This window comes from Peptoniphilus sp., assembly GCF_050943655.1.
Lineage (GTDB): Bacteria > Bacillota > Clostridia > Tissierellales > Peptoniphilaceae > Peptoniphilus_A.
On the sequence record NZ_JBMNPQ010000114.1, the window covers coordinates 1 to 3,070 of the forward strand.

At 36.0% G+C, this 3,070-nt stretch carries 3 protein-coding genes; 2 read left to right on the forward strand and 1 reads right to left on the reverse strand.

Annotated features, from left to right (window positions below):
* Positions 1-258: 258 nt before the first annotated feature.
* Positions 259-1,572 carry an MATE family efflux transporter gene (locus ACOX6R_RS07710; RefSeq protein ID WP_433448919.1) on the reverse strand — a complete coding sequence of 438 codons (1,314 nt, stop codon included), beginning with the start codon at positions 1,570-1,572 and terminating at the stop codon, positions 259-261.
* Between the two features lie 227 nt (positions 1,573-1,799).
* On the opposite strand from ACOX6R_RS07710, the gene glsA reads away from it, so the two are divergent.
* Together glsA and ACOX6R_RS07720 are read left to right on the forward strand one after the other, a co-directional pair.
* Positions 1,800-2,729 (forward strand): glutaminase A, encoded by a 930-nt coding sequence (glsA, locus tag ACOX6R_RS07715; RefSeq protein ID WP_433448921.1) that lies wholly within the window; start codon positions 1,800-1,802, stop codon positions 2,727-2,729.
* 13 nt (positions 2,730-2,742) lie between these two features.
* A partial coding sequence (locus ACOX6R_RS07720) for an alanine:cation symporter family protein (RefSeq protein ID WP_433448922.1) occupies positions 2,743-3,070 on the forward strand: 328 nt, incomplete at its 3' end.

A 3,070-nucleotide genomic window follows, 5' to 3' on the forward strand; every position in this document is an offset into this window, starting at 1 on the left:
GTTTTGGTGGCGATGTGTTGTCGTTTTGGCGAGAAAGTGTTTCGGAGTTTTCTCCTTGAGGTTTTCTTATTAAGACGATAAGGTCTCGCTTGATAACTTTGCAGATCTTTCACCCTTCCGGGTACACAGCGACCCAGAAAATTCTTGTAAATTTTCTTCCGCTCAAGATGACGAGACGTGGGGGATGTTCACCCTCAAGTTACAGTTCCTTCACCTTCCAAATACTCAAATTAATCCCAAAAAAAACAAACCAGTTACTTAAACTGTAGCTGGTTTTCTCATTTTTTTATAAAAATGTATTGATATTATAAGTGTCAATAATTCGCAGAGCATTGCTCCAAAGAACAGGAATCTCACGCCGAAGGTGTGTACTACGAAAAATAGGGATGCGACAAGGAGCACACTTCCACGAAGTATGTTTATTGTTGTTGAGTATTTTGGTCTTCCGATTGCCGATGCTATTGATGCGATAAATAAGTTGTGTCCAGAGAATAAAAACATCAGTGCATATATTCTCATTGGTCTAATTGAAGATGATACGTTTTCGCTACTTCCCAAAAATGCGTTTAAAAGTTTTTCTGCTCCAAAGAAGGAGATTAGGAAGAAGACAATAGATATTACTATTATAGAGATAAATCCGTAGGTGATAATAGTCCTGCTCTTTTCTTTTTCACGCGAGCCGTGGTAGAAGCTAAGAAGTGGCAGTGTCCCGTGGCATACTCCCTGGAAGGTTGAGTTTGCTAAAAGGGACATGTAATTTATTACGGCATAGGACGGCAAGAATTCTGCGCTTAGATATTTTAAGATGAAGGTGTTAAAGATAAATACTACTGTTGCTGTGTTTAGTTCTGCAATGAATTCACCAAATCCGTAGGTCACAATCCTCTTTAGAGTTTCTAAAACTTTCTTTGCGCCCATTTTTATTTTGTTAAATCGAAGGTATCCCACGCCACGCCTAAAGTGGATAATGTATATTGCAAAGGATAAAAATTGTGCGATTCCCGTTGCAAGTGCAGCTCCCCTTACTCCGAGTTTAAGTGTGTGGATTAATAGATAATCTAGAAATATATTTGTAACACAGGCACTAACTGCGCAGAGTATGGCAGTTCTTGGGTATCCATCTACTTTTACCAAGACCTCGAAGCAGTAGGCGATTATATAAAAGGGCGAGAAAATTATTATAATTCTTAGATATTCTTTGGATAAATTAAATAATTTTGGCGTTGCGCCAAGGAAAAATATTAATTTATTGATAAAAATCATTGAGAAAATTGCGAGAATTATGGAGAAGCTAAAGATAAAGATTAAAATAAATGAAAATATTTCGTTAGCGTCGTCTTTCTTTTTTTGACCGAGATAGATTCCTATAATAGTTTGGGAGCCTATGGCAAAGATAATTGCAATGGCAAATAAAAAGTTTACGTATGGAACTACTATTGTGACAGCAGATAGTTCCATTTCACCAGCAAAGTTTGCGACAAAGAATCCATCTACAATTGTATAAATAGAAAAAACCCACATTGCAATAATTGATGGGAGTGTGTATTTGAAAAATTGCCTTTTTAAGTTCATAAGTCCTCCTCTAAATATTATATATATTTAATAGTGTTTGGTCAATAGAGCTTGTGAAAACTAGTTTACTAATTATTAAAATGCGACTAAATAAAAGAAGAAAAACTTTCAACATTTTAGAAATTAAAAACATTAGCACATTAAAAGAAAATTGTTTTCATATCCTTTGTTTTAGGATATAATAAAAGGTGCCCGTTAAAATATTGTATAAAGAGGGAGGTGAAAATATGTTAAACGAAGAGAATATTATTGAGAAGATAGAGGGTGCGATAAAGAAGAGTGAAAAGTATATTGGTGAGGGCGAGGTCGCTTCTTATATTCCAGAGCTTGCAAACGTAGACCCAGAAGGTTTTGCACTTTCAATAGTGACAATCGACGGAAAAGTTTACGAATATGGGGACCTAGACACAGTTTTTTCTATGCAATCAATTTCTAAAATAATTTCATTAACTATGGCCCTAATGGACAATGGCAAAGAGCTTGTTTTTTCAAAAGTAGGAACAGAACCAACTCCCTATAAATTTAATTCACTTATCCCAATCGATGACAGGGCATCAAATCCACTTATAAACGCAGGTGCAATCACAACTGCATCGTTAATTAAGGGCGAAGACGTGGACGAGAGATTTGAAAGAGTTATGTCTTTTATAAAAAAACTTTCTGAATCTGATGACATAAAATTTTTATATAAAGTCTATAACTCCGAGATGAAGACAACAGATGTAAACCGCGCCATCACTTACTATCTAAAGAGCAAGGGGATATTCGAAAAGTCAGTTGAAGAAGTTTTGGATCTATACATCAGGGATTGCTCAATTGGAATTAAGCCAACAGAACTTGCAAGACTCGGCTCAGTATTTGCAAACGGAGGAGTAAACTCAAAGGGCGAAAGACTTATATCAGAAGACATTGTGCGCATTGTCTTGTCACAAATGGCATCTTGTGGAATGTATGAAGAGAGTGGACAATTCCTAATGGAAGTAGGATTTCCTGCAAAATCTGGAGTTAGTGGGGCAATACTTGGAATAGTTCCAGGAAGATGTGCAATAGTAACTTATAGCCCAAGGCTCGACGATTCTGGCAACAGCATTAGAGGCAAGCACTTACTAGACTTTTTATCAGACGATATCAGACTAAATATATTTTTAAACGAATAATAAAGGAGAAAATATGGAATCATTTGCAAACTTAACGGATTTTTTAAGTGGTACGATATATACATATATACTTATACCGCTACTACTAGGCTTAGGATTATATTTCACAATAAGAATTAAAGGTGGACAAATAAGAAACATTGGCCACGCAGTAAAACTAATAACAAAAAAATCAGAAAACAAAGATGCAATATCACCATTTAAAGCATTCACAATATCAGCAGCATCACACATTGGTACAGGTAACATCGTAGGAGTTGCAGCAGCAATTTCAATAGGAGGACCTGGAGCAGTATTTTGGATGTGGATTACAGCACTACTTGGTGGAGCATCATCATTCG